Raw genomic sequence first — 19,248 nt, forward strand, 5'->3', positions numbered from 1 at the left:
ATTATAACTCTTCAATCCTGGTTTGAGGTGAATCAAGTTGGGCAAGGCATGCTGTTAGCAGGCCATCAAAATCGAACGTGAGTCCCCCGGTCTCCCATGAGACACGTACCTGCGCGTCTTCATCCTCAACGGCCGGCACCACTGCGCAGCGATCCGTTAGACCGGGCATATTCTCAACAGCGGCACGCAACTTTTCGAGCAGTGCTGGTTGCGCGCGAATTTCGACGGCGGGCGCTGACGATGGCACCATGACTGGCAAGTGGCGGCCTATTTCGTCCGCAAGAAAAAGACGCGAAAGTTCCGGAAACAGCCTTGCGGAGATTGACTGTGTGACGCGAACCGTTTGCTCGCGCGCTTCCCGTTCGATCCGCTCAATCGCGTCGGCCATTGCCAACAGCATGATCTCGATCTCCGCAAATTCCGGGGCACGGCCGGGTGCGACATCGGCGTCAGTCGCAATGGCTGGCGCGAATTCCGATGACGCCGGCACAGGCGGCACGTCGCCAGCTTGTCCATTCTCGGCATCATCAGCTGGCATCTGGCCCAGCAGCAGTCGAAGCTGGCTGGAGCTCGGGCGCGCTGCGTCGCTGTCAAATCTCGGCAGATTGGTAAGGAATGCCTCACTCATTCACTGCCGCCTTCCGGTCTTCATTCAGCCATTCCTGAAGAATTGCAGCCGCATCATCCTGGCGACCGATCGTGTAGTCCTTCAACGAGACGAATGGATCGGGCGAGCCGCCACCCTCGACTGCAAAGATGCCGTCGCCGGTGGCGGATCCATCCTGCGACGCACTCTTCTGACTCAGGAGTGGCCGAATGACACCAAAGGCCAGCACGATTACCACGAGGCTCATGACAAGGATTTTGATACCCGACCAAAGGTAGCGTTCGGTCAATTGCTGAACCAGGCCTGGAGCTGCGACCATGTCCGTGACGACCGGTGCCTGGAATGGCATAATTTCGACAGTCAGATCGTCGCCGCGGCTTGTATCGAGGCCGGCAGCAGATGCTATCAATTGCTTGAAGTCGGCGACCATCTGATCGGTCAGCGCGGCAACATCGGTCGCAGCTGGATCAAGGCCGAGCACCTGGTCGTTCAGGAGGACGGCGATCGAGATGCGCTCGACCGCGCCTGGCAGCTTCTCTGTTTGGGTTCGCGTTTCATTGATTTCGTACGTCACATTTTCTGACGAGTTTCGCGCTGTGCTAGTAGAGGCCCCACCCGGCTCCTCATTGGCCTGGGGCAGATTACTTGCTGCCGTAATGCCGGCGGCAGTCCCGCCGCTGGATTCACTGACATCACCACTGGATCGGTTCCGGACAACACGCGAGTCGGGATCGAACATGACGGCAGAGGTTGTTTGACGCTCGTGACTGACATCAACCGAGACCGATACGCGGGCATTGTTCAGGCCAACACGCGCTTCCAGCAACCGAAGAATCTTCTGCTCAAGCAAAGCCTCTTGTGTCTCGGCCTTTGCATTTGGCTGATTGGCAGATGCAATGCCAGGTCCTGCGAGGATGCCTTTCTGCGAGTCGATGACCGCGACTTCATCGGGGTTAAGACCGGAGACTGCGAGCGCCACGAGATACTGAATGGCCTGCGCCTGGCTACCCGAAAGATCGTGTGTTGAGGCAAGGGTAACTGAAGCGGTCTGCTTGGGCTCGGAGCGCGCGAATCCCGAACGCAGGCTGGCGCCGATGTGCACGCGGACGGACTGAACACCCGGGATGGCCAGAATGGTGCGGGTCAGTTCGCCTTCCTTGGCACGCCAATAGGCGGCGTTGTACATCTCGGATGTCACCGAGAATCCGTTGACTTCATCGAGCAGCTCATAACCTTGAACGGATTGCTGTGGCAGACCCGCTTTTGCGAGCGAGAACCGGACAGCATCCCGATCATTCTGGGCTACAAAAATCGCGTCGCCCCGGATTTCATACTTGGCGGCACGCTTTTCCAGCTCTTCGATGATTTCTCCGGTGTGGGCCGGTTCGAGACCTGAATACAACAGCGCCATTGGTTGCTGGATCGCCCCCCTCACAAGAAACGTCATCGCCAACGCCACACCGAGCACGGCGAACGCAAGCATCAGTTGCCGCTGCAAGGGCAGCGCTCTCAAAGTGGCGGTAAAACTCATGACCCGGCAATTCCGTTTTCGGCAGCATTACTGCAATGGTTAAAATTATGCGGGTAATTGTTAACGGTTCCTTTACCCCACATTTGTTTAAGGTCGATTAAGGGATTTAATGGGCGGGTTGGTTTCAAATGGCTGCGGGCAAGGGCAAGAAAGCCGGCACTAAAGATTCGGTAGACGCCGAAACCGGAGCGCCTCCTGCCGAGGTTAAAGCGGGAGGTGGTATGCTCGGCATTGCCCTTTTGGCAGTCGGCGCGCTCGCCAGTTCCTTTGCGACCGTATTTTTCCTTACGCCAGCAACAGTGCCTGATGCCCCGGTGTGCGAAGTGACCGAATCAGCTACACCTGCCGCAGCAGCCATCAAGGAGAATCAGTCTTATGTTGAGCTGCGCGATATCCTCATTACCATCGGAAGCGCTCCTGCGACGCGTTACCTCAAGATGAAAGTCGCGATTATCAGCGACAGTGGCGATTTACCGGCAGTCCATGACGCCGAACCCGTATTGATTGACGCGTTCACCAATTATCTGCGTTCCGTTGAATTGAGCGATTTTGAGAATCCCGGCTTCTATTCGCATATGCGCGATCAGCTGGATCGCCGGTCGCAGCTTGTGCTTGGCAATGGTGTTTCTGACGGCGTCCTGATCACCGAATTCCTGTTGAGATAAGATGATGAATTTTGAACCGACAGATTTTGCCATTGTCCTGGTGTCGCTCGCGGCCTGTGTGTATTGTTTTGTGCTGAACAGACGCTTGAAGGCTCTGCAAAACACCAAGGACGGACTTGGCGCGACCATCATGGCGATGTCAAAGTCCATCGCGGCTATGTCGAGTTCAACCCAGCAAACCCGGTCCCATGTCGGGGAAATGGCAATCCGGTTGTCGAGCCTGCTTGAAGAGGCCAACCGAACATGCGAGCGATTGGAAAATCTTCAGACCTCGCTAGAGACCACTCAGCAAAATGCCGTTGATCAGGTTACCGCAACGCAAACCGAGCTCGGCATCATGATGCGCATCATCCTGGATCAGTCCAAGACCCGGATCATGGAGATGACGACGCTGATGCAACGGTTGCGCGATCTGACCGATGCGGCAGGTGACATTCCAGACCTCACCCCCCCCCTTCAGGTAAAGCAAAAAGCGGCGACACGCCGAGTGGGTTAACGTCATGAAAACCCTGGATAAACGCGGTTCCTACGTCCTGCTTTCTCTCGGCTTCCTCTTCGCAATTGGCGCAGCCGTACGATTCCTTCCGAGCAGCTTCGCAATTGCGGAAAACACAACCGAAGCGGCGCCAAGCGAGGCCATGGAGGGTGATCCTCCGTCAGATCCAGCAAGCCAGGCTGTCGCCGTTCAGCCGATTGATCAGGTATGTTTTACGGATGAGACAGCCGCTTCACTGATGGCCGATCAGAAACAGATGGAAACCCAGTACGAGGCGCTGACAAATCAGGAGCTGGAGCTGCAGGCTCGCAAACAGGAGCTCGATCAACGTGCGGCCGATCTTGATGCTATACAGCAAGCCCTCGCCGCACGTTGGGAGGAAATGCAAAAAGCATCCGAAGACGACCTGACGCATTTGGCCCGCATGTACGGCACCATGAAACCGGACCAGGCGGCAGCCATTTTCAATCAGATGGACCCGGATTTTGCGGGTAGTTTCCTGCGCTTGATGCGCAGCGAACAGGCAGGACTTATCCTGGCCAGCATGGAAACTCGCAAGGCCTATGAAGTGAGCCTGAAGCTCGCGGAGCTGAACAAGGACATCCGGGAAGAAGCGAACTGACGCGCACCAAACATGCGCTCAGACTGGCAGCTTTCCGGCCTTGCGAACCCAATTGCAAATGATGGCGTGGGTCAGGTTCGCCAAGGGCATCATGTTGCAGTCAGCTATTTTGGTGGCGGGCGATAGCCCAACGCCAGATCACACTGAGTTCCTCTGAAATCGCGATGCTGTTCAAATCAGCAAATCCTGTTGACGGGTCGACGATCCATCCCTATTGCCCCGCCTGCCTACCCCGTGCCCAGATGGCGGAATGGGTAGACGCGCTACGTTCAGGTCGTAGTGATCCTAAGGTCGCGGAGGTTCGAGTCCTCTTCTGCCACTTTTCCGGTTTCGCAGGTGTGGTGACCCCGGCGCGATTCGAACGCGCGACCTACAGATTAGGAATTTATACTAGGGGTTGAATTGCATTGTTGCGTTTTGAGAATATCCAATAAAAACAGCTCTTGTTTTGCCTCACTTTGATATACATTGTTGGGTCAAGTTTGAAAAAGTTACCAAAGTTACCACGGAGCCCGAATTTTCCCGAAAATACAGTGCTCATGTCTGTAGGTCGGGTTACCGCGGGTTACCACGGGTTACCAGATGAGCGCCCTTGGCGTTTAAGCGGCCTTGCGACTTTTCACAATGCTGTTTCTAGTCTCCGCCAAACGCCTCTGAATACACGCTCTCTACCTTCTCGACCTCCGGCGCAGTCAGCAACGCGAACTCTCCTTCACGGGCCCGTTTGGATAGCCGCCCATCGTTCTGGCTGAGAAAATGGTAGAGGAGATCAATCGTCTTGTCGGGCATTTCGACAAGCGCTTCCACACCGGCCTTGAAGCGATCATAGCTTCTCAGGAATGCGACCTCCCTTGGGAGGTCCGTTTCGATTGTCTGGCGCACGCATGACATCAGGAATTCCGCATGGGGCGTCGCATCGAAATATCGATAGAGATCCGCCGTGTCGTTCTGCACGTCGACATTGCCAGCGGGCGTCGCGCGCCAGTCCACGAAGGGCAGTATCCGGCGAGAGTGGGATTCCAGCACGCGGCGGTATGCCTCGATGTGCTCCAGGATAGCGCTCGAAATCGGGAATACCAGGCCCGGCGGGTTGAACCCAGCCCGCGCGAGGGCGTGGTGGATCAGGTACCTGTGCAACCGGCCATTTCCATCCTCGAATGGGTGGATATAGACAAATCCGAATGCCAGGACGGCAGCGGCGACGATGGCGTCCATCGAGGACGCATACTGATCGTCAAAGGCCAGCAGCCCATCCATCAAGGCGGGCAGATCCTCAGGCCGGGCACTGACATGGTCCGGAATTGGCGCACGGGTCACGCGGTCGTGCGTTCCCACGAACCCGCCTTCATTGCGATAGCCCTTGTGCACAAATCGCGTGTCACCGAGGACGAGTTCCTGCAAGCGCAGGAGTTCTGCATGGCTGAGCGAGCGCCCGCCCGCTTGCCCGATCGCTGCGCCCCATCGCTGGATCCGGTCCTGCGGCGGGCTTTCGCCCTCGATCGCATAGCTGGCTCTTGAATCATTGAGCAGCAGGAAAGCGGCGGCACGCGTAATCATGTCCCCTGGCACAGATCCGATTGCGGCGGCTGCCTCGGTCTTCAAATCCAGTTTCAGCAAGGCCTCAATGTCCGCCGTCCGGAAAACGAGCGGACAGAATGCCGGTGTGCCGGGGAGATTGTCACGCACACGATGACGACGGGAATTCCTGGAGCGGCCGGCAAGTTGCTGCGTCTCGTCGATAGCATCCACATAGTTGCCCGTCAGGGCATCGGGCAGGTCCACTGCTTCGCCGAGAAGCCATTCATAGAGAAACCAGGCACGGCGTGCATACTGGCTGGTCGGCGCTGCTGTCACGAATTCTTCGATCGCACCGGGGCCAACGGCCCGGAACAGGGATTTCAGGACGAGCAGGTCCACGCCTTCATACTTCAAGGCAAATGTCAGGTGGCCTGCAAGGCTCGGCTCTGGCGCGTGGCGCTTCGTGTAGACAGTCCAGTCTGGCACTTCCACCACTCGGTAGTCCGCGCGAAAAGCTGAAAGCAAATGGGGAGGCGGGATGAAGAGGTCATATGCCGCTATCAGCGCAGCGTAGCCGACGGGCTGCGTGTCCTCCGGGACCATACGATCCCGAATAATTCTTATATCTCGTCCAAAATCGATATCTTTGTCATTCATTCCGAAAAGTCATTATATTTGGAGCCATTCACGTTTTTCTATATAGTCGAAAAACGATTACAAATCTCGTAAATTTTTTATTATTTGTGATTTATTCGAAAAATTATTATTCGACGCTATGCTGGCAGATCTGAAGCAGGGCCTGATAAATCGTTTGAATTCAAGAGAAGGAGCCGCGCGCGATGCGTTACACCACAATAGAAATTCCCGTGGTGTAACTGCCCTGCCCCTCCTTCGCCTTGGCGGATAAATCACACATTTTCTACCTTTTGTAATATACATTTCTATTTAATGGCGCTTTTGGCACGCCTCCTGCTTGGGCCCAGTCGATAGACAGGAGTCAGGTATGACCCAATTCATTTCGCCGCTGGACGATACGCTCATCCGTTTCGATGCCGCAGCCGCGCTTCTGGCGAACCGAGAGCCCAACGCGACCCCGGATGCCATGCTGGAAATGCTTGTACAGGCAGCCTGGCGCGGCGATTACAATCCGCCCTGCCAGTATGAAGATAATGACTATGATCACTCACAACGCGATGATCCGGACAACTGGCTGCGAATCCCGATCGAAGCACCGTCTGCAAGTCTCACCGAAGGGCAACTCAGTCTCAAACCGCGACCCTTCAAATACTACGAAGGCGGCTGCGAGACCCTGCTGAGCGTCATGTATTGTATGAGGCTCCTGCCAGGTGATCAGTCCGCCTGGGACGATCTGCTCAATAATGGAAATGGCAGAATGTATCTGCATGGCGCGCAAGATGCCCTGACAGCACTGGTCGGCCTGCCCCTCAACACGTATTCAGAAGCAGGTCGCGCCTATTTCGCCGGGCTCTATATTCCGCGCCGCATGCTGCAGGCCTGGCTCGACCAGCGGTCGTCCCGGTTCCTCCGTCTCTTCAACCACGATCAAGCGTCGGACCATCACCCAATCACTGAGCCTGCCAATGATCGACACAGTCACGCGGCCCAGACCAGGCGCGGCCGTCCGACCCTCGGCGCATGGCCCTCGATCGCCGCCTGGGCATTGGAGCTCAACGAGAGCGATCCGGATATGCCACGCAAGGAACTCGCTGGCCGGCTATACGAACGCGCGCTTCAGGAATTCGAGGCTGCCGATGTCCCGAATGAAACCACGATCCTCAGGCGGCTTGCCGGCATGCTCGACAATCGCGAACCGCCCATGCGCGGCGATGCATGACACTGCGCGCGTGGCGACGGGATTGCTGCCCATGTCACAGAGTGATGCGCATGCACAAATGAGGATGGAATAAGACGAAATCATTCTTCTTTTTCGCCTGCGCCCGACGTGCTGGCCTCAAACTCACTCATCAAGAGAGGCGTAGAGTCCCATGTCCAGACCCGAACAAACCCTTCCCGAAATCGAGGATATCCTTCAGGACAATCCCGGCTGGCTCGATGAGGCCATCGACACGCCGTCGGTTGCCAGATTGACGGGCGTGCCCGTCTGCACCCTGGCGACCTGGCGCTGCCGAGGCGGCGGACCGCCCTACATGAAGCTCGGTTCAGCTGTGCGCTACCGGCGCCGGACTGTTCTCAAATGGCTGGCCGAATGCGAAAAGTCCGACGCCGACACCTCGCCCAAGCGCCATGTCTGAACCGACGCGGCCTCTGTCCATCCGCCTTGCCGCGTCCGACATTGATCAGTTGACGGCACGCGCCCGGCGCATCTCCGGCACGCCGACAGGTGTTGCGCGCGAATTGATCCGGTCCGGCCTGACCGATGGCGATCCGTTCACGCAAGCTGACCGACTCCTCAAGATCGAGCGCAGGCTCGCTGCCCTGTCCCAGGACCTGCAGGCTGTTGCCAGTGCAACCCACCAGAACGGCGGATCACTCGGACGCCTGGAGTCGATGTTCGACGAACTGCTCCATGCCCTCAGCGGTCAACCGACACGTCAGGAAGCATAAATGGGCTCTCTCAAGAATACCCTTCTCGTCATCGGCTTCGTCTCCGCGCTTGCCGCCTATGGCGCCTACAAGGTCGGCTTCGATTGGATGCGTCCGGGCGCAATCGCCGAAGACGGCCTGTTCGCGCGTCATGATGCGGCCTTCATGGATCGCTGCGGCAAGGCACGGATCACATCCATCATCCATGATCCCGCCGGATCATACCACTGGCCGCGCTGCAGGGCTGTCATGCAGCACTACGGCACGTACGACGCGTTCAATCTTCGTCACAATGGCGTTGCAGGCCTCGGCGCCCTGTCAGCCCTCAGCCTGCTCGGCTTTGCGCGCCTTGCCATGGCGGAAAAGTCGGCACCGAAAGTCGTACGCGGTCCCGTGCGCCTGACCGGAAGAAAAGCGTACGCCGCGATAAGAAGGACAAGCAGAAAGGAGATCAGGCAGACCGGTGCGGGGATCGACTTTCCACCCGGCCTCCCCATGAGCCGGGACCGGGAATCGCGTCACTGCCTGATTTCGGGTTCTGTGGGATCCGGCAAGACCCAGACCATCCAGCACATGATCCTGGAAGCCATGCGCTGGGGCGACAAGATGCTCATCCTCGACACCAAGGGCGACATGACCGAACGCCTGCCGGGAAATATCACGCTGATCGCACCGCAGGACAAGCGATCAGCGGTCTGGGACATTTCGGCTGATTGCGTCACCAAGCAGGACGCGCGGGAGCTGGCCGCCCGGTTCATCCCGAAAAGCAGCGACCCGATGTGGGCAGAGGCCGCCCGCGAGCTGCTCGTTGCCTGTATCGTCAGCCTCCAGCGAGAAAATGGCACCGCCTGGACGTGGGGCGATCTCCATGCCCGCGCTCTGCTGGGTGCCGACGAACTGAAAGACATGGCGCTTGCCCATCATCCGGCCGCCGCGCAGATGATCGGCGATCCGGCCAGCAAGACGGCCATGTCCATCCTGACCACATTCAAGGCGCATATTCATGTGCTGGAAGCGATGGCAGAAGCCTGGAGCGCAGGGGATCAGGAAAAGTTCAGCGCGGCGAACTGGCTGACCGACCCCCACGCCACCCATCCTGTGATCCTGCAACGCGATGGCCGCTACCCCCAGCTGACCAATGCGTGGATCGGCGGGCTGGTCAGTCTGTTGTCATCGCATGTCTGCAGTCCGGCCTTCAGCGAAAGCAGCCAGCGCCGCATCTGGCTCTTCCTTGACGAGTTTCCGCAACTTGAAGCGATGGATGACCTGGCCGCCTTGCTGGACCTCGGGCGATCGAAGGGCGTGTGCGTGGTGCTGGCTGCTCAGGACACATCCCAGATCCGCATCAGGTATGGCCGCGACCGGACCAATGCCTGGCTGTCGATGATCGGCACCCACATCATCGGCCGCATGAATCCCGGTGAAGGGGCCGACGACATCAGCCGGGCCATCGGCATGCAGGAGATAGAAAAGGAATCACGCAGTAAAAGCCATTCCGGCGGAAACAGTTCGGTCAACATATCGACCGAACACTCGCTTCGTCCGGTGATGACGCCGAGTGAACTATCGTCTCGTCTTGGCCGTAAGGGTCGCAAGGTCCGGATGCTGGTGCTGGGCTTCGGGGAAGACGTATACGAAATCGACCTGCCGATCACGATCCTTCCCTCCCAGCGTCCGGCGAATATACCGGCTGACTGGACCCGGCCCAATCACGAACCTCTGGGCGCCAATCCTGCACCTGTGCGCCCTGCCTCACCGATCCAGCGACCGCAAAAAGCGGGCTTGCTCTCGGCTGACGTCATCGCCCGCATTCGCAAGCCGAAGCCCGGAAGCGTGGACTGATGGTTGCCTCCATCTCCGCCCGGAAATCTGTTGCCGCAGCCGTCAGTTATTTCAAGCACATGGCCCAAGACGAGTACTATACCGGCAAGGGTGAGGCCGAAGCGGAAGCAGATGGCGAATGGGACGGGCGGGGCGCCGAACGCCTCGCCCTTGAAGGCCCCGTCTCGAAAGCCGATTTCGAGGCAGCTCTCAACGGCATCGACCCGAAGACCGGCGAACGTCTCACCCTGATCAGCAAGTCCCATGCGCCGGGATGGGACATGACCTTCTCGGCCCCGAAATCGGTTTCTGTCATGTGGGCGCTTTCGCCTCCAGCAGATCGCAAGACAATCGAAGCCGCGCACCGCCAGGCCGTTCACGCTGCGACCACCCATCTCGAAGACCATCACGCGTTCACCCGGCGCGGCAAGGGCGGCGCAATCCGCGAGCCGGTCGCCGGGCTGACCATCGCCCGGTTCCACCATCACACGAGCCGCGATCTTGATCCTCAGCTTCACACGCACGCGTTCATTTTCAACACAGCGCCGCGCCGCGACGGCACTTGGGGCAGTCTCGTCAGCCGCGACCTTTACAAGGCCCAGAAGGAAGCCGGCGCACTCTACCGCCAGCACCTCGCCAACACGCTCGAACGCGAGGGCCATTCTGTCGAACGCTACGGCAGCAGCTTTCGCCTGAAGGCGATCCCCCGCGACCTCGAGCGTGCCTTCTCCAAACGCAGGCAGGCCATCGAACAGGCCGCCGACAGATACGGCTACCGTACGCCCAAGGGCATGGAACTCGCAGCGCTGCGCACACGCCAGGCCAAGCGGCCAAGGGAGCGCGCCGCACTGTTCCAGGCATGGCAGGCAGAGGCCAGAACGCTCGGCTTCGATCTTGCCAGGGCGCGCCAGCAGCAGGCACAGATCGGTGCCCAAACCCAGCACGGTCCAACGCCAGGTCATCAGGCTCCCACAAGATCGCCAGCCCGTATCTTGCCCTCAGCGCAGCAGTTGATCAGCGCCATCGCGATGGCCTCGCGGGCCTCATCCAGTATGCAAGGCGTTCAGGTAAATTTGCGTCGTAAACACGGCGACCGAGAATTTGACCGGGAAAGCTGATACGCGTGGCGGATCAGCTGGAGAAAAGTGCAACGGGTCTCGAAGAGAATCATTTACCTTTTACCGGCAATATCGTAATTTGCCGGTAAATGTCCATTTCTCAACTCCCTCTCGTGATCCAGACCAGCTATGCCGAACTGCTGGACCAGCTGCGCATCGCAGCCATTTCAGAGTTCCCGACAGGTTCAACATTCCGGAAGCGCAAAATTTCCGGCCGCGATTACTGGTATGTTCAAGAGCCAACGGCTCCAGCTGGGCGTCCACCGGAGCGCTACATCGGTGCCGATACGCCCGAACGCCGCGGCCTCATTGAAACAGCCCAGCGGGCGAAGGCGGACGCCGATGCGCGAAGGGCGATTCGACGCTCTCTCACAGGGGCCGGACTACCGGAACCGGATTCACTCACCGGATCGATCATTGAAGCTCTGGTAGAGGCGGGCACTTTCCGTCTGCGCGGCGTGATTGTGGGCACGATAGCATTCCAGACCTATTCGGGCCTGCTCGGCGTGCGCCTGCCGGGGGCGGCGATACGCACGGGCGATCTCGATCTTGCGCAGGACTATGGCGTCTCGGTCAGTCTTGATGACGCATTGGACACCTCCCTTCTCGACGTCCTGCAATCGGTTGATCCGGGCTTTCGACCTGTCCCGGGAATCACCAATCCAAATATCGCGGCGACCTATGCCCGGCCCGGCGGCTACCGGATCGATGTTCTCACGACCAATCGCGGAGCTGACCGTGACGACCCCGTCCGACTGCCGAGTCTCAAATCAGACGCAGTCCCGTTACGCTACCTGGACTTCCTCCTGAAGGACACGGTCGAGGCCGCTGTGCTCACGCGGTTCGGAGCATTGGTCAATGTGCCCTCACCGGAGCGATATGCGGCACACAAACTGATCGTCAGCGTCTTGCGCCGCGTGGCAGGCCCGAGTGCAATCAAGTCAGACAAGGACATCGTCCAGGCGAGTCTCCTCATGGAAGCATTGATCATGCAGCGCCGCGAGGACGAGCTCGCAGCCGCGCTAGGCGAAGCCGCTGATCGCGGAGCAAGCTGGCGTCAGCATCTCATCTCCGCGTCCGCGAACTTGTCCGATCAGTTAAGGGAATTTGTACTTTCGATCGTGCGCGAAACCGATCGGACGGCGGCGCACTGAGCGTGTACAAAGAAAGCCGCGATCAACACAGCAGGACACAGCTCAGTTCGTGCGGTGCTGTAATCGTCGTGCGCAGCGACCGTGTACGGGTTTCTTCGTCCAGATTTCCTTGACTGTGGGTGTTTGAGACAAGATCGCTCGCGATATGTCAGCATCGAAGGTGCATGGGGTGTGACACCCACTTCCCTTCCGACCGGACTAAAATTCAGACCCTTCACTCTGATGCATATCAGGCATTATTCAGGCTTTCAGAACGGAGCCTCTTTGAAACTTTCCGTTTTTCAGGTAATTGCAGTATATTAACATTATGATTGAACACTAACATTATTGATGTTAGTGTCCGGATACGATGTTATATAACGATGATCCCGCTCCAGATCCTCAGCGCCTGGCTGGCCAAATTGCCAGCTATGTCGGTCAGATTCTGCATACGACTATGACAGTCGAACCTGAAACCGCCCCGTCGGATTTGCCGGTCTTTCTGACGCGTGCCTATAGCTTCTACCGCGCGGACATTGCCGGACGGGTGTGCCTTCTGATGCTCGTGAATGATGCTGCCGATACGCCGGGGGATATCGCCAAGCATGTCAGATTGGTCGAAGCGCAGGTCGTTCGGCCAGTGATCATCGGTATATCAGCGCTAAGCGCTCGTGACCGGTCCCGTCTGATCGGACAGGGCGTTTCGTTCATTGTCCCCGGAAACCAGTTCTATGCGCCGGAACTGGGTATGGATTTGCGTGAACACTTCCGGACACAGAAATCAGAGACACCCGATAGTCTCTCGCCCGCTGCACAGGCCGTATTTTTTCATTACGTGCTCCGGCGAAATGAGACAGCGACCACACCGTCCGAACTTGCAAGGGACTTGAATTATTCGCCTATGTCTATCGGGCGGGCTTTCGATGATCTGGTCGCTATTGGCTTGGCCGTCACAGAAAAATATGGGCGGGAGCGCCACCTTCAGTTTCGAGGCGACCGCCGGGAAATGATGGAAAATGTGCGCTCGCTCCTGCAAAGTCCGGTGCGCAGCCGGAAGCTTGTCTGGGGACCGCACCCACGTCCACCTATGCTACTCGGTGGCGAGTCAGCACTCTCTGAGTTGACCGATCTATCCCCACCGCAACTGGAGGTCTTTGCTATCGCCGCCATCGCGTGGAAGGGGTTTGCCGCCAGCCATGAATACCGGGAGCATCACTTTGACGAGCCGGACTTCGCCGTAGAGACCTGGAGCTATGATCCGGCAGGATTAGCGGATGGGCAGATTGCCGACCCATTGTCCTTGTACGCGCAATTCCGGGATCATGAAGACGAACGGGTGGCCATGGCTGCCGAGCAATTGCTGGAGCGCGTACCATGGTAGTTGGAATCGACAAGTTCCGTGAGTTTTTCAAGGATTATCCGGATCATTATACAATCATCGGCGGGGCGGCGTGCGACATCCTCTTTGACACGGCCGGCCTCCCCTTCCGCGCGACCAAAGACATAGATGTTGTTCTTTGCATTGAAGTCATCGATGCCGCGTTTGGCGAAAAATTCCGGGACTTTCTGAACACCGGAGGATATCAGGCTCGCGAACAAAGCGGCGGGCACCGCGAATTCTACCGGTTCCACAAGCCGAAAGACCCTGAGTTCCCGTTTATGGTCGAGCTCTTCTCCAAGAAGCCTGATGGACTCTCACTTCCCGAAGATACCGACATCATCAGGCTGGATGCCGATGCTGATATTGTAAGCCTTTCGGCGATCCTGCTTGATCCGGACTATTTCAAGGCCCTGCAGAACGGCAAGCGTGTGGAAAACGGCGTGACGATCCTCGATCAGTCCATTCTCATCCCATTCAAGGCGCGCGCCTTTCTGGACCTGACCAAACGGCGGGACGACGGCGATGACAAAGTCAAAGGCGGTCATATCAGGAAACACCGCAATGATGTGTTCCGACTCTCACAATTGCTTCCTGGCAACGCCGTCGTGCAGGTCAGTGATCCTCTGCGCGAAGATATGCGCCAATTCCTCAGCGCAATTGAGGAAGAAGGGAAGCTGAATCCCAAAGACCTCAAAGGGAGCATGACGCTCGAAGAGGCTATCGCATTCCTGCGCAAGGCATATGGGGTGGAATAGGCGCAACACGCCGGAATTCATCCGGTCACCCGAGCCGGTACGGCGTCAGCGAACGTCCAGGAGAATCACATGGCGGGGCGTTTTCCAATCCTGAGACAGGCAAATGAGCGCCGGTCCTTCGCCATTGGACGTACAGGATTGGACACTGACGGCAGATGCCGACGATCACGCCTGGCAACCTGATTTTTGGAAAGCTTCTCCTACATTGGCTCACAGCCACCAAATCGCGAAGATTTCAAAATGCGCTATCCGGCACCGTCTTTCGGACGGCGTGCATACGGGGCGAAATTCGCGTGCCGATCTCCCCTGCGATCGAACAGAACGCGCAACACGGTCCTGACGGACGAATGGCGGTGACGGCTCCATCTGGAGCCGTCACCTTGGCAAGTCAGTCCTTCGGGTTCCAGAGGATTACGTGACGGCCTTTCTTGCCTTTGACGGGGGCGAGATTTGCATAGATCTTGCGGGAACTGATCTGCGGGTCTGCAAGGGTCAGCGAGACATATTCCCGTCCCGATGCTTTCGCCTTGCGCACCCAGCCGCCGCCGATTTCGGTCGAGGTCTCTCCGGCGAAGACACGATAGTCGGGTTGTCCGTCTTCGGCTTTCTCCGCGTTCTTCTCGATGCGGATGGGGCTGTTGAGGTTCATCATTGCGAGGGCGCCTTCGAAGCCGGTTTTGGTCTCAGAGACATATCCGAGTGCGTTTGCCATTTTTCGTCTTTCCTTTCGTTTTTGCTCTTGTCCCGGGGACCCCTTGTCTCCGTCGACGCCGGACCAAAAGGACGAGGCAAGGCAGGCCTGAACCCGAAGGGGCGAAACGTGAGTGGAGCACCGGCGCGGCGGAGAATTTTGATGCGCGAGGAAGCCGCAAAGCGGCGGGGAAAATTCTTCGCGGCGCCGGTTTCAGGACTGGCCGGCCTCGTCCAGGTCACACGGCTTGAGACGGGGACAAGGGGGCCGGAGCGCGGGGCGCGGAAATGGAAGGAACTGAACGGGCTGACGATCAGGGACACACTGCGAGACCCGGAGACGGTGAGATTTTTCCGCCCTGTCCGAATGAACCCCTCCCTTTGCTGGCACCAATGCACAAGACAAGCCTGCGAGAGAAGCCGCCCGATGCCGGGCACCGGAGGATTTCCATTCCGCCTGAACAGGAGACTGAACCCTCAGGCGGCGTCCGGGTCTGCGGAGGCCCCGGCGTCTGGCTGGAAAGTCTCTCGTCCACCTTCAAACAGGCCTGCAATCCGTGCCCATGCATCGTCAGATACGCGTTCATGTGCGCACCTCGAGACGGGAGAGCGCTGCACAGAGGCGATGCGCAGCCCGCAGGCCGATCACGATGGCGTCGGCATGAAGCTCATCTGCAGCCTCCGTCAGGTGTGCATTATCCGATCCGGGATAATTGGCTTCGACACCCCAGAGGCTGATCGCGTGCTCGTCCAGTATGACACCGTCCAGTGATACCGAGAGGACGATACCGCAATAGAACCAGTCATCCCGCCGCCATGCCTTCATGATCGCCTCGGCTTCGGCCTGCGCCTTGGCAAAGCGTTCCCGGAAATTGTTTCCGGGGCCGATGAACCCCGGCGCATCCTTGTAAAGGGATGGCCAGAATCCGTCCTGGCGCTGGTCAGGCGCATCCGGGCAATCGTCGCGCACAATGCGCGCGACGATCCGGAACCCGTCCTGTTCGCAAGCGATGCAATCGCCCTCGCATACGAATGTGTCAAAGCGTTCTGTGAAAGCCATGATCAGCGGCTCCAGAACACGTGGACTTCATCAAAGCCCGTCTGGAACACCATGATCTCGCCATTGAGCGCCATGTCGCGGGCGAGCGCCGTCCAGTCGATGTAATAGTCGAGCGAAGCGGGGATCTCAGTACCGGTCTCCCGTACAAATTCTTCGGCAAAGTCTGCAGCGCTGCGGTATTCTCCGGCATAGTCCTCGAACGCGACCTCTGCCTGCTCAAGGTCATCGCCGAACTGGCTGTAAAGCTTCGCGCCCAGTTCGCCGTGTTCTTCGATGAAGGCTGCAAGCTCGCACACAGTGTCGAAGCTCGCCCATTCGGAAATCCGGCAGCCATGGAAGTTCTCGTAATCGTGGATCGCCCATTCTTCGGCGTCTGGTTCGGGCGACGCGGCGAGCATGCCGCGCACCTGTTCCGAAACCTCGTCCGGGTTGGTGACATCGATCCATGCCCCGTGCAGGCGGCCATTATTGTAGGCGGCAAGGCAGGCCACGTAGATGCGGGGACGGCTAGGTGCGTCGAGCGCGGAAGCTGGTCCAGCGTGATCATCGGATGTGAATTGGTCAGTCATGTCAGTCTCCTTTGCGCCGCCAGGCTTTCTTTCCCGCATCAGGCGGGGGTGGGCGGCGAAAAGGTGCTCAGCCGGAGCGTGACAGGGCGCCGCGCAAGGGGATGGCCGTAGGTAGGAAGCCTAAAGACGCTCGCGCACGACAAAGCCCCGCCCCCTTGTGCGGGGACCGCGCTCTGGCAGACGTACCGTCCGCCCACTTCCGACTGCTTGGGAGAGATATTGAGGCGGGCGATACCTGGCTGGCATGACGAGGCCTCCCCCTACTTTTGCGTGCATTGGCGAAGATTAAGCGTTGAACCACTTCCCGATTCTGCCTAATTTTCTCAAATGCGCCTATTTCGGCATGAGGGGCGGCCATGGAAACCGACATTCTGACCATCAAGGAAGTGGCGGAATATCTACGCATTACGGAGAAAACAGCCTATCGGCTGGCCTCCGAGCAGAAGATACCGGCATTCAAGGTCGGCGGTTCCTGGCGATTCCGAAAAAGCGAGATCGACGCATGGATCGATGAAGATGCGCGCAAGCGAAATAATAGGAACAAGACGACATGACGGCCAACACCTCGCCTGACATCAAATCGCTCAGCGGGTTTGTCTGGTCCATCGCCGAAATCCTTCGCGGCGATTTCAAGCAATCTGAGTATGGTAAAGTCATTCTGCCTTTCGTGGTAATGCGCCGTCTGGACTGTATCCTGGAGCCGACCAAGGCAGCGGTGCTCGCCGCCCACAAATCGCTGCCCAAGGGCGTCGATGAAGAGACACAGGACATGATCTTGTTCGGCGCGGCCGGCGACGGGATCAAGGTCTACAACACGTCAGAGCTTACCTTTGACAAGCTGCGCGGACAGGACGCCCGGCAGCTGCATGCGAACCTTATCGACTATATCCGCTGTTTCTCGCCCAATGTGCGCGACATCTTTCTTGAGAAGTTCCTCTTCACGGAACAGTTGAAGCGTCTGAATGATGGCAAAATCCTCTGGCAGGTCTTTGAGCGATTCTGCGAGATCGACCTTCACCCGGATACTGTCTCCAACATTGAGATGGGCTATTTGTTCGAAGAGCTGATCCGGCGGTTTTCGGAAATCTCAAATGAGACGGCGGGGGAGCATTTCACGCCCCGCGAGGTGATCCGGCTGATTGTCGAACTGCTGATCGCCAACGACGACACCAAGCTGCACCGGCGCGGCATCATCAGGCAGATTTACGACCCGGCCTGCGGCACAGGCGGCATGCTCGCCCTCGCCGAGGAAGCCTTGAAGCGGTTCAACGATTCGATCCGCGTCGAGCTATTCGGGCAGGAGCTCAACGGCGAGTCCTTTGGCATCTGCAAGTCGGACATGCTGGTCACCGGTCACAATCCCGATCAGATCGCCTTCGGCAATACTCTGACCGATGATGCGCACGGCAACCGCAAGTTCCACTACATGCTGTCCAATCCGCCTTATGGGGTTGACTGGAAGAAGTACCAGGACCCGATCAAGGCCGAAGCCGCCAATCTCGGGCATGCCGGGCGGTTCGGTGCGGGCACCCCGCGTATTTCCGACGGCCAGCTCCTCTTCCTGCAGCATATGATTTCCAAGATGCGTGATGACGAGGACGGCTCTCGCATCGGCATCGTCATGAACGGCTCGCCGCTCTTCACGGGCGGCGCCGGGTCCGGGGAAAGCGAGATCCGTCGCTGGATGCTGGAGAATGACTGGGTCGAGGCGATTGTCGCCCTTCCGACAGACCTTTTCTACAATACAGGCATCCAGACCTATGTCTGGCTCCTGACCAATCGCAAGCCGAAGGCGCGCGAGGGCAAGGTCCAGCTGATCGACGCGTCGGGCGAGCGCTTCTGGACCGGCATGCGCAAATCACTCGGCTCCAAGCGACGGGAAATCCCCGAAACGGCGCGCGACCAGATTGTCCGGCTCTATGCCGACTTCCTGAATGGGGAAAGCGGCGCAGGCAAGGTCGCCAAGATCTTTGACACGACGGATTTCGGCTACCGGGAAATCAGGGTCGAGCGCCCGCTCAAACTTCGGTTCGACATAACGCCGGAGACATTGGATGTGCTAAAATCTCAGAAGGCGTTCGAAAGGCTCAATTCAGCCGATCAAGACGCGATTCTGGCCGCAATCGCCGGCGCCCTCTCGGACAAGAGCTTCATGGACCGCGCCGCCTTCCTGAAGGGTCTGAAAAAGGCGTTGAAATCCGCTGATGTGAACGCCGGAGCGCCCGTCATAAAAGCGATTATCGAAGCGCTCGGATCGCGCGATGAGACCGCAGAAATCTGCCGGGACAAGGATGGAAATCCGGAACCTGACACCCGACTTCGCGACCATGAGCTCGTGCCCTTGAAAGAGGAGTGGCACACCTATTTTGCGAGGGAAGTCAAACCCTTCGCGCCGGACGCCTGGGTCGACGAGACCTACGTCGACGACGCCGACAAGCAGGTTGGACGGGTTGGCTATGAGATCAATTTCAACCGCTATTTCTACACCTACACTCCGCCGCGCCCTCTCGAAGAGATCGACGGCGAGCTCAAGACGCTGGAAGCCGAAATCGCGGCCCTCCTCAAGGAGGTGGTGACGTGAGGTCACGCAAATTTGATGCTCAGGGTTATTGCCATGTTAAGCAGGTTGGGACATATATCAACTCAATAAGACCCGCCACGCCTCGGGCGGAGCTTCGGCTCCGCACTGCGCACCCTGGCGGGTTTCTTCGTTTTAG

Annotated in this window: 19 protein-coding genes and 1 tRNA gene; 14 read left to right on the forward strand and 6 right to left on the reverse strand. The window is 58.3% G+C overall.

The features are described from left to right. Position 1: 1 nt before the first annotated feature. The gene (locus VR74_RS19925; RefSeq protein WP_045699814.1) at positions 2-628 is read right to left on the reverse strand and encodes a hypothetical protein; all 627 of its coding nucleotides are present in this window, start codon (positions 626-628) and stop codon (positions 2-4) included. Continuing rightward, the gene (fliF, locus tag VR74_RS19930) at positions 621-2,138 is read right to left on the reverse strand and encodes a flagellar basal-body MS-ring/collar protein FliF (protein ID WP_045699815.1); all 1,518 of its coding nucleotides are present in this window, start codon (positions 2,136-2,138) and stop codon (positions 621-623) included. The genes VR74_RS19925 and fliF overlap by 8 nt, the downstream gene beginning before the upstream one ends. A gap of 128 nt (positions 2,139-2,266) precedes the next feature. On the opposite strand from fliF, the gene VR74_RS19935 reads away from it, so the two are divergent. The 4 genes from VR74_RS19935 (at position 2,267) to VR74_RS19950 (ending at position 4,242) form a co-directional block, all read left to right on the forward strand. Beyond that, entirely contained in the window at positions 2,267-2,803 is a 537-nt protein-coding gene (locus VR74_RS19935) for a flagellar basal body-associated FliL family protein (RefSeq protein WP_299951512.1), read from the forward strand. Position 2,804: 1 nt separating this feature from the next. Next, complete coding sequence (locus VR74_RS19940; RefSeq protein WP_045699818.1) at positions 2,805-3,299, forward strand: hypothetical protein; 495 nt, start codon at positions 2,805-2,807, stop codon at positions 3,297-3,299. 238 nt (positions 3,300-3,537) lie between these two features. Next, positions 3,538-3,921 carry a hypothetical protein gene (locus tag VR74_RS21430; protein ID WP_299951515.1) on the forward strand — a complete coding sequence of 128 codons (384 nt, stop codon included), beginning with the start codon at positions 3,538-3,540 and terminating at the stop codon, positions 3,919-3,921. 234 nt (positions 3,922-4,155) lie between these two features. After that, positions 4,156-4,242: transfer RNA gene (locus VR74_RS19950), tRNA-Leu, on the forward strand. A 312-nt stretch (positions 4,243-4,554) separates the two neighbouring features. On the opposite strand, the gene VR74_RS19955 is transcribed toward VR74_RS19950, so the two are convergent. Next, positions 4,555-6,096: a Fic family protein gene (locus VR74_RS19955; protein ID WP_045699821.1), complete on the reverse strand. Its 1,542-nt coding sequence runs from the start codon at positions 6,094-6,096 to the stop codon at positions 4,555-4,557. Positions 6,097-6,442: 346 nt separating this feature from the next. Here VR74_RS19955 and VR74_RS19960 point away from each other — a divergent pair, with 346 nt between their 5' ends. From VR74_RS19960 to VR74_RS19995, 8 genes are all read left to right on the forward strand, one after another. Then, positions 6,443-7,294 carry a hypothetical protein gene (locus VR74_RS19960; protein ID WP_045699823.1) on the forward strand — a complete coding sequence of 284 codons (852 nt, stop codon included), beginning with the start codon at positions 6,443-6,445 and terminating at the stop codon, positions 7,292-7,294. 151 nt (positions 7,295-7,445) lie between these two features. Further along, a complete protein-coding gene (locus VR74_RS19965) occupies positions 7,446-7,712 on the forward strand; it encodes a helix-turn-helix domain-containing protein (RefSeq protein WP_273184492.1) in 267 nt (88 codons plus the stop codon). Beyond that, positions 7,705-8,025, forward strand: a complete 321-nt coding sequence (locus VR74_RS19970) for a hypothetical protein (RefSeq protein ID WP_045699825.1) — start codon at positions 7,705-7,707, stop codon at positions 8,023-8,025. Before VR74_RS19965 ends, VR74_RS19970 begins: the two co-directional genes overlap by 8 nt. Next, positions 8,026-9,846, forward strand: coding sequence for a type IV secretion system DNA-binding domain-containing protein (locus VR74_RS19975; protein ID WP_299951518.1), 1,821 nt, complete (start codon positions 8,026-8,028; stop codon positions 9,844-9,846). It begins immediately after the preceding gene. Continuing rightward, positions 9,846-10,943, forward strand: coding sequence for a MobF family relaxase (gene mobF, locus VR74_RS19980; protein ID WP_045699827.1), 1,098 nt, complete (start codon positions 9,846-9,848; stop codon positions 10,941-10,943). The genes VR74_RS19975 and mobF overlap by 1 nt, the downstream gene beginning before the upstream one ends. Before the next feature lie 89 nt (positions 10,944-11,032). Beyond that, positions 11,033-12,097 carry a GSU2403 family nucleotidyltransferase fold protein gene (locus tag VR74_RS19985; RefSeq protein ID WP_045699829.1) on the forward strand — a complete coding sequence of 355 codons (1,065 nt, stop codon included), beginning with the start codon at positions 11,033-11,035 and terminating at the stop codon, positions 12,095-12,097. A 349-nt stretch (positions 12,098-12,446) separates the two neighbouring features. Then, entirely contained in the window at positions 12,447-13,457 is a 1,011-nt protein-coding gene (locus tag VR74_RS19990; protein ID WP_045699831.1) for a MarR family transcriptional regulator, read from the forward strand. Continuing rightward, positions 13,451-14,212 (forward strand): hypothetical protein, encoded by a 762-nt coding sequence (locus tag VR74_RS19995; protein ID WP_045699832.1) that lies wholly within the window; start codon positions 13,451-13,453, stop codon positions 14,210-14,212. The genes VR74_RS19990 and VR74_RS19995 overlap by 7 nt, the downstream gene beginning before the upstream one ends. A gap of 388 nt (positions 14,213-14,600) precedes the next feature. Here the strand turns inward: VR74_RS19995 and VR74_RS20000 are convergent, their stop codons facing one another. From VR74_RS20000 to VR74_RS20010, 3 genes are all read right to left on the reverse strand, one after another. Continuing rightward, positions 14,601-14,924: a DUF736 domain-containing protein gene (locus VR74_RS20000; RefSeq protein WP_045699834.1), complete on the reverse strand. Its 324-nt coding sequence runs from the start codon at positions 14,922-14,924 to the stop codon at positions 14,601-14,603. Positions 14,925-15,485: 561 nt separating this feature from the next. Continuing rightward, the gene (locus tag VR74_RS20005) at positions 15,486-15,962 is read right to left on the reverse strand and encodes a hypothetical protein (RefSeq protein WP_045699836.1); all 477 of its coding nucleotides are present in this window, start codon (positions 15,960-15,962) and stop codon (positions 15,486-15,488) included. Between the two features lie 2 nt (positions 15,963-15,964). After that, positions 15,965-16,531, reverse strand: a complete 567-nt coding sequence (locus VR74_RS20010; RefSeq protein WP_045699889.1) for an antirestriction protein ArdA — start codon at positions 16,529-16,531, stop codon at positions 15,965-15,967. Between the two features lie 356 nt (positions 16,532-16,887). Here VR74_RS20010 and VR74_RS20015 point away from each other — a divergent pair, with 356 nt between their 5' ends. Both VR74_RS20015 and VR74_RS20020 read left to right on the forward strand, forming a co-directional pair. Further along, on the forward strand, positions 16,888-17,085 hold the full coding sequence (locus VR74_RS20015) for a helix-turn-helix domain-containing protein (protein ID WP_045699838.1): 198 nt from the start codon (positions 16,888-16,890) through the stop codon (positions 17,083-17,085). Next, positions 17,082-19,112: a class I SAM-dependent DNA methyltransferase gene (locus tag VR74_RS20020; RefSeq protein ID WP_299951521.1), complete on the forward strand. Its 2,031-nt coding sequence runs from the start codon at positions 17,082-17,084 to the stop codon at positions 19,110-19,112. Before VR74_RS20015 ends, VR74_RS20020 begins: the two co-directional genes overlap by 4 nt. The last annotated feature ends 136 nt before the right edge of the window (positions 19,113-19,248 follow it).

Origin of the sequence: Hyphomonas sp. BRH_c22 (assembly GCF_000961795.1) — a bacterium.
In the GTDB taxonomy this organism is placed as follows: domain Bacteria; phylum Pseudomonadota; class Alphaproteobacteria; order Caulobacterales; family Hyphomonadaceae; genus Hyphomonas.

Excerpts from the sequence above, each read along its gene's own strand:
- VR74_RS19925 (WP_045699814.1), bottom strand. The coding sequence starts at position 628 with ATGAGTGAGGCATTCCTTACCAATCTGCCGAGATTTGACAGCGACGCA.
- fliF (WP_045699815.1), bottom strand. The coding sequence starts at position 2,138 with ATGAGTTTTACCGCCACTTTGAGAGCGCTGCCCTTGCAGCGGCAACTG.
- VR74_RS19935 (WP_299951512.1), top strand. The coding sequence starts at position 2,267 with ATGGCTGCGGGCAAGGGCAAGAAAGCCGGCACTAAAGATTCGGTAGAC.
- VR74_RS19940 (WP_045699818.1), top strand. The coding sequence starts at position 2,805 with ATGATGAATTTTGAACCGACAGATTTTGCCATTGTCCTGGTGTCGCTC.
- VR74_RS21430 (WP_299951515.1), top strand. The coding sequence starts at position 3,538 with ATGGCCGATCAGAAACAGATGGAAACCCAGTACGAGGCGCTGACAAAT.
- VR74_RS19955 (WP_045699821.1), bottom strand. The coding sequence starts at position 6,096 with ATGAATGACAAAGATATCGATTTTGGACGAGATATAAGAATTATTCGG.
- VR74_RS19960 (WP_045699823.1), top strand. The coding sequence starts at position 6,443 with ATGACCCAATTCATTTCGCCGCTGGACGATACGCTCATCCGTTTCGAT.
- VR74_RS19965 (WP_273184492.1), top strand. The coding sequence starts at position 7,446 with ATGTCCAGACCCGAACAAACCCTTCCCGAAATCGAGGATATCCTTCAG.
- VR74_RS19970 (WP_045699825.1), top strand. The coding sequence starts at position 7,705 with ATGTCTGAACCGACGCGGCCTCTGTCCATCCGCCTTGCCGCGTCCGAC.
- VR74_RS19975 (WP_299951518.1), top strand. The coding sequence starts at position 8,026 with ATGGGCTCTCTCAAGAATACCCTTCTCGTCATCGGCTTCGTCTCCGCG.
- mobF (WP_045699827.1), top strand. The coding sequence starts at position 9,846 with ATGGTTGCCTCCATCTCCGCCCGGAAATCTGTTGCCGCAGCCGTCAGT.
- VR74_RS19985 (WP_045699829.1), top strand. The coding sequence starts at position 11,033 with ATGTCCATTTCTCAACTCCCTCTCGTGATCCAGACCAGCTATGCCGAA.
- VR74_RS19990 (WP_045699831.1), top strand. The coding sequence starts at position 12,447 with ATGTTATATAACGATGATCCCGCTCCAGATCCTCAGCGCCTGGCTGGC.
- VR74_RS19995 (WP_045699832.1), top strand. The coding sequence starts at position 13,451 with ATGGTAGTTGGAATCGACAAGTTCCGTGAGTTTTTCAAGGATTATCCG.
- VR74_RS20000 (WP_045699834.1), bottom strand. The coding sequence starts at position 14,924 with ATGGCAAACGCACTCGGATATGTCTCTGAGACCAAAACCGGCTTCGAA.
- VR74_RS20005 (WP_045699836.1), bottom strand. The coding sequence starts at position 15,962 with ATGGCTTTCACAGAACGCTTTGACACATTCGTATGCGAGGGCGATTGC.
- VR74_RS20010 (WP_045699889.1), bottom strand. The coding sequence starts at position 16,531 with ATGACTGACCAATTCACATCCGATGATCACGCTGGACCAGCTTCCGCG.
- VR74_RS20015 (WP_045699838.1), top strand. The coding sequence starts at position 16,888 with ATGGAAACCGACATTCTGACCATCAAGGAAGTGGCGGAATATCTACGC.
- VR74_RS20020 (WP_299951521.1), top strand. The coding sequence starts at position 17,082 with ATGACGGCCAACACCTCGCCTGACATCAAATCGCTCAGCGGGTTTGTC.